This window comes from Kitasatospora sp. NPDC023118 (assembly GCF_055560875.1).
This window is the reverse complement of record NZ_JBVHHW010000075.1, coordinates 1-5,540: the sequence shown is the minus strand read 5'-3', so window position 1 is coordinate 5,540 and position 5,540 is coordinate 1. Positions and strand designations below refer to the sequence as shown.

Below are 5,540 nucleotides of genomic sequence, written 5' to 3'. Positions count from 1 at the left end.
GGGCACGTGCCCCCTGGTTGACCGAGCGGTCGCGAATCTCGAAGTCCATCGCATCCCCTGAGCTGGGGTGTTGCGAGGACCGCTAGAACTCAAGTTGGTCGGCGGGCCGTTCCTGCTGTCCAGGCGTGGTGTTTCTGCCTGCGGGCAGGGCGGAGCACACGGCGGCGGCTGCTGGTGGCGAGTTGGGAGGCGGCGGAGAACAGCCGTAGCCGCAGGCGCTTGGAACGCCCCGTCGATGTCGACCAGGGCGCCGGCTACACGGTCAAGCTGATGATCAACCTGCTCTGGTTCGCCCACCTGGTCGCCTCGTCCGAGGTGCTGGCCATGGGCGTCAAGTCCGGTGTCGACCTGGGCGTCCTGCGCTCGGCGCTGCTGGCGAGCCCCGCGGCGTCCAACTTCCTCGAGAACGACATCATGGGCATACTCGAGTCCGGCGACTACGACGAGTCGTTCGCGATGGTGCTGGCCTGCAAGGACTTGGGCCTCGCGGTCGACCTGGGTCGAGACATCGGCGTCTCCACGGAGCTGTCCGCGCTGGTCGAGCAGATCTACCGCCGGGCCAAGGCCAAGTACGGCGACCTGTCGGGTGAGATGGTCCCGGTCGAGCTCTACGAGGAGTTGGCCGGTCAGGAGTTCCGTCTGCCCGTCGCGGAGGCGGCAGCGGCATCCTGACGCCCTTCCTGGGACAACGACGCGGGCACGCGTCCGCCCCTGTGCCCCCGGCCGGTGAACTCCGGCCGGGGCATACGTGTTGGTGCACCGGCCGGCCGGCTGGTGCACGAGGTCCTAAACGTCGAAGGGCGCGGATCGCCGAGTCGCCGGTGGCGCGGACGGACCGGGCCGGAGAGCCGTCGCCGTACCGATGCCCGGGCCGGACGGGACCGACCGCCCCCACTGGCGCGCCCCCGGGAGCTTGCCTGGCGGGGCCGGCGGTACGCGCACGGGCGGCACCCGTGGGCCGGGCGTGCTCCGCCAACCTGCTCACCGGCGCGCCGAGCACGCTGCCGGAGGACGTCACGCCGCACCGGCTGCCATGCCAGGGCCGTTGCGAAGTCCGGTGATCTTGTAGTCGCGCTGGTCAGACGATGCCCAGCAGGTCGAGCGGGCGGGTAAGGGGCCCCGTAGGAGACGTGCCGGATGCCGGCCGCGATGTTGCGGTGTCCGGCGGCGCGGAGCGCGTTGATCGCCAGGTGCCTGGTACTCCAGCAGGACTTCGATGATTTGCCTGCCCGGACGCTGCGTGGTGAGTGACGGGAAGGATGTTCATCAGGGGCGGTCTTCCTGGGTGTCCCGGACAGGAGATCTTGGCCGTTTTGCCAGGTGAGTTTGGGGGGCCGCCACAGCCCCCACTACAGCGCCAGGTCCGCGAGCCACTGCGCGACCGTCCTGGTGATCAGTGCCAGCGTCTCGGTCGCCGACTGTGGCGCCGACGGGGGCACCTCGAAGATGTGGTCCGCCGCCGGCACCCCGGCCAGCCGCCAGCCCACCGGCAACGCGGGGAATTCCTCCGGTGCGCCGTACGGGTCCGCCGTGCCCTGCACGACCAGCGTCGGCAGCCCGCTGCCGAGCAGTTCCGCGGCCCGCGAATCCTCAGGCCGACCCGGCGGGTGCAGCGGGAAGGACATCGCCAGCACCGCCACCGCGCCGCTCGCCGCGCCGGTCCGGCAGGCCACCCGGGCCCCGGCACTGCGCCCGCCGACCACCAGCGGCAGACCCTCGGCCGCAAGCCGCTCGGCAACCGGCACCCAGCCCATGTCCAGCATCGCCGTGCCAGGTGCCTCCCTCTGGCCGGCGACCTTCCAGGGCTGCTCGACCAGCGCCACGGTGATCCCGTGCTCGGGCAGCGCGGCGGCCAGCACGGCCAGGTCCGCCGCCTCGATCCCGCGTCCGGTGCCGTGCCCGAGACCGAGCACCGCGCGGGCCGGGCCGACCGACCGGTGCCAGCTGATTCGCGCGTCCCCCAACGGTGTGGCCACCACGGTCCGCTCGACCTCCGCCGCGCCGCCCACCGTTGTACCGCCCGTCGCACCGCTCGCCATCAGGTCATCTCCCTCTCGTCAGCCACCTGACCATCGTAGATCGCACACAGACATGACAACTGTCCTGCGACAAGCGATCTTGACCGCTTGCCGGATGATCGTGACCGCCTCAGCGTCGCCCACTGGACGCTGGGGTCCGCGCCGTCGAGTGCGCCGTGGAACACCTGAAACAGCAGCCCTCTGTGTGGTTTGGGGTCTGGCAATGACCGTTGACAGCCCCCAATGAGGAGGTGACGAATCGTCATGCCACCGGGTCGAGCAGTTCTTCGAAGGCGTCCGGCAGGGCCTTCCACCCCGGCTCGCCAGCTGCGAGTTCGGCATCGGTGAGCAGACAGGAGTCGAGCAGCTCGGTTATCCCGTCCACGTCCAACCCTTGTGCGGTGAAGCTCAGTTGCTGAATCCGGTCACCGTGCACCGGGTCCCAGTCGAGTGCAGCGGCGGCCCGGCGCGTGGGCGGGTAGAGCTCCCAGGCCGCGTCCGGCAGGCCGGCGAGCCAGGGACCGCACTCCTCCACCGCCAGGTTCGCGCCGGCCGCGTCCCAGGCGAGCATCAGGTCGGGGCGATTGGCGAGCCAGAAGCGCCCTCGACTGCGCTGCGCGGCCGGGACCAGCTGGTCGAGGGCCTCGTAGAGCCGTCCCGGGTGCAGTGGGCGGCGGCGCTCCCAGACCAGCGTGGCCACCCCGGCCTCGTCGGCGGCCTGCGGCAGCAGGGCCAGCGCCGGGTTGACCCGGTCCCTGGCTTGCGCCACCCCGTCCGGGCGGGACGAACGTGGGGCGGAGGTCGCGTCCCGGGTCGTGTGGACCGGGAGGACTGGCACGACGCGGGACGCGACCGGCTTGTGCGGGTTGCTACCAGCTGGCCTTGCGGACACCTGGCAGGAACCCGGCGTGCGCCTGCTGGCGTACGCCGATCCGGGAGAGGCCGAAGGCGCGCAGGTAGCCGCGCGGCCGGCCGTCGACGGCGTCGCGGTTGCGGACCCGGGTGGCGCTGGCGTCGCGCGGCTGGCGCTGCAGCTCGGCCTGCGCGGCCAGGCGGTCCTCGGGCGAAGTTGCGGGGCTCGCGATCAGGCGCTTGAGCTCGGCGCGGCGCTCGGCATACCGGGCGACGGTCGCCCGGCGCTGCTCGTTCTTGGCGATCTTGCTGCGCTTGGCCATCAGACCTTCTCCCCGCGGGCGCGCAGCCGGGCGACGGCCTTCTCGACGCCGAGCTTGTCGACCGTCTTGATGCCCTTGGCGCTGAGCGTCAGGCGGACGAACCGGCCCTCGCTCGGCAGCCAGTAGCGCTTGGTCTGGATGTTCGGGTCGAAGCGGCGCCGGGTGCGGCGGTGCGAGTGGGAGATGGCATTGCCGAAACCGGGCTTGCGACCGGTGAGTTGGCAGTGAGCGGACATGGCGACTCCGAGTAACGGGAGGAGAGCGGCTACAGACGGGAGCGCGGCACGGGAATGCCCGCGGCACCGCACTGGTTGACCTGACACTACCCTAGATGAAAACGACAACCATTACGCTAGGGTGGTTCACGCCACTGCGACGCGCCAGGAAGGACACCCATGGCCCGCAACGAACTGCGCCCGATCATCAAGCTCCTCCCCCAGCCTCCGGCCGGGGGTGCCCCCATGACCGAGGGCACCGGCTACACGTACGTCACCCGCAAGAACCGCCGCAACGACCCCGACCGGCTGGTCCTGCGCAAGTACGACCCCGTCGCCCGCAAGCACGTCCTCTTCCGCGAAGAGCGCTGACCCCGACCCCCCCCTCCAGGAGGCACCCCATGAAGTCCGGCATCCACCCCGAGTACCGCCCGGTCGTCTTCCGCGACAAGGCCGGCGGCCTCGCCTTCCTCACCCGCTCCACCGCCATCAGCGACAAGACCGTGGAATGGACGGACGGCAGCACCTATCCCGTCATCGACGTCGAGATCTCCTCTGCGAGCCACCCCTTCTACACCGGCAACGCCCGTGTCCTGGACACCGCCGGCCGCGTCGAACGCTTCCAGCGGCGCTACGGCCTCACCGGCTCGAAGCCCGGCACGCCGAGCTGACCCGCGCCAACGTCGGCCGGTGCACAGAGGAGAGGTGAGATGACCCCGCAGGGCAACCCGCAGCCACTGCCCGTCACCGTGCTCGGCGGCCTCGCCGCCGGCGTACGCGACTGCGTCGCCGACCTGGCCCGCATCGAGCTCCCGGGCGTGGCGGTGCTCGCCGTGCGGGTCAGCTCGGACGGCCGGACAGTCTGCTGGCAGCTGTCCGACCGCTCCGGACCGGTGGACGGCGACGCACTGACACCGTCGCGTCCCTGCTCCCCTTACCTGCTGCCGCCGGGCGTGCTCGCCGTCCTGCTTCGCCTGGCACGCGCCGACCACTACCGGCACCTGCTGTTGGCCCTCCCGCCGGGCATGGCGGCCGACCTGGTCGCCCTCGATGTCGCGCACGGCCACGTCTGCGGGCAGTCGCTCGCCGACCACCTGCGGATCGACACGGTCGCCATCGCCGTGAACCTCTCCCGCCTGGAGAACGATCTCGGCTGTGGCGACCGGCTCCTGGACCACGGACTGGCCGTCGGCCCCGACGACCGGCGAACCGTCGCCGAGACCACCGCCCGGCATCTGGAAGGCGCCGACGTGGTGGTGACCTCGAACACGAACGACCCCGGCCCCGCCGCCTCCGCGCGCGCCGTCGCGCTGGCGCTCCATCTCTGCGCCGGCCACGAGCTGACCCACATCTGCCACGATCAGCTGACCGGCGGCTTCTGGATGCCCAATCCTTCGACACTGGTGGGTGGGAACCACTTCGACGCCGACGAAGTGCGGGAACGGCACGGGCCCCTACCGTTCCCCAGACAGCCGCGCGCAGCGGAGTTCGGCGTCACCACCACGCTCTGGTCCTCCCGCCGGCCGCTCCACGCGCAGCGTCTGCACGACGCGCTCGGGCGGATCTGCGCCGGCGTCGTCCGCGGCCGCGGCCACCTGTGGCTGGCCAACCGGCCCCACTCCATCCACCGATGGGACTCCGCCGGTGAGCACCTCGCCATCCAGAACACCGGCTCCTGGCTCCCCGAGCACGACGGCAAGGCATGGCAGGCCGCCTCGTCGCAGCGCCGCACCCTCGCCTCGCTGCTCTGGGACCCCTACTACGGCGAGCGCCGCTGCGAGTTGACGTTCACCGGCATCGACCTCGACGTCCCAGAACTACACCGGCAATTGAACGAGTGCCTGCTCACGGACGCCGAACTCTCCCTCGGCGCGGAACACTGGGGGCTGTCCTACGACCCCTTCGCCACCACCCTCGGCGCCGATCCGCCGCCACACTGACATCGCCGCGAACCGAGCCGAACGGTCTCGTCACGAGGTGCTTACGCGACTGGATGCCGGCCTGCTCCTGCGTCATTCCCCAGGGGGTGGACCAATCTGAGGTTCCCCCGCTGAGCTGGACAGCCTGATACTGGGACGGTTGAGTCCCGGAGGAAGCAGTCCAGTAGTGAGCGGCAAGAGCAACATGAGCAA

7 protein-coding genes and 1 pseudogene are annotated in these 5,540 nt (G+C 71.0%); 4 read left to right on the top strand and 4 right to left on the bottom strand.

Annotation, left to right across the window (positions count from 1 at the left end):
- Positions 1-219: 219 nt before the first annotated feature.
- Positions 220-672 (top strand): NAD-binding protein, encoded by a 453-nt coding sequence (locus tag ACZ3UD_RS37465; RefSeq protein ID WP_465598518.1) that lies wholly within the window; start codon positions 220-222, stop codon positions 670-672.
- A gap of 677 nt (positions 673-1,349) precedes the next feature.
- On the opposite strand, the gene ACZ3UD_RS37460 is transcribed toward ACZ3UD_RS37465, so the two are convergent.
- The 4 genes and pseudogenes from ACZ3UD_RS37460 to rpmB all read right to left on the bottom strand — a co-directional run bounded on the left by ACZ3UD_RS37460 (position 1,350) and on the right by rpmB (position 3,429).
- Positions 1,350-2,039: an alpha/beta hydrolase family protein gene (locus ACZ3UD_RS37460; RefSeq protein ID WP_465598515.1), complete on the bottom strand. Its 690-nt coding sequence runs from the start codon at positions 2,037-2,039 to the stop codon at positions 1,350-1,352.
- Positions 2,040-2,280: 241 nt separating this feature from the next.
- Positions 2,281-2,763, bottom strand: a pseudogene (locus ACZ3UD_RS37455) (GTP-binding protein); the annotation flags it as partial.
- Positions 2,764-2,887: 124 nt separating this feature from the next.
- Complete coding sequence (rpsN, locus tag ACZ3UD_RS37450; protein ID WP_465598512.1) at positions 2,888-3,193, bottom strand: 30S ribosomal protein S14; 306 nt, start codon at positions 3,191-3,193, stop codon at positions 2,888-2,890.
- A complete protein-coding gene (gene rpmB, locus ACZ3UD_RS37445; protein WP_465598509.1) occupies positions 3,193-3,429 on the bottom strand; it encodes a 50S ribosomal protein L28 in 237 nt (78 codons plus the stop codon). The genes rpsN and rpmB overlap by 1 nt, the downstream gene beginning before the upstream one ends.
- Positions 3,430-3,588: 159 nt before the next feature.
- Here rpmB and rpmG point away from each other — a divergent pair, with 159 nt between their 5' ends.
- Genes rpmG through ACZ3UD_RS37430 form a run of 3 tightly spaced genes read left to right on the top strand, consistent with a single transcriptional unit; the run spans position 3,589 to position 5,348 of the window.
- Positions 3,589-3,780: a 50S ribosomal protein L33 gene (gene rpmG / locus ACZ3UD_RS37440; protein WP_465598506.1), complete on the top strand. Its 192-nt coding sequence runs from the start codon at positions 3,589-3,591 to the stop codon at positions 3,778-3,780.
- Between the two features lie 29 nt (positions 3,781-3,809).
- Positions 3,810-4,079: a type B 50S ribosomal protein L31 gene (locus ACZ3UD_RS37435; RefSeq protein WP_465598503.1), complete on the top strand. Its 270-nt coding sequence runs from the start codon at positions 3,810-3,812 to the stop codon at positions 4,077-4,079.
- Between the two features lie 39 nt (positions 4,080-4,118).
- Complete coding sequence (locus tag ACZ3UD_RS37430) at positions 4,119-5,348, top strand: GTP-binding protein (RefSeq protein WP_465598500.1); 1,230 nt, start codon at positions 4,119-4,121, stop codon at positions 5,346-5,348.
- Positions 5,349-5,540: the final 192 nt, after the last annotated feature.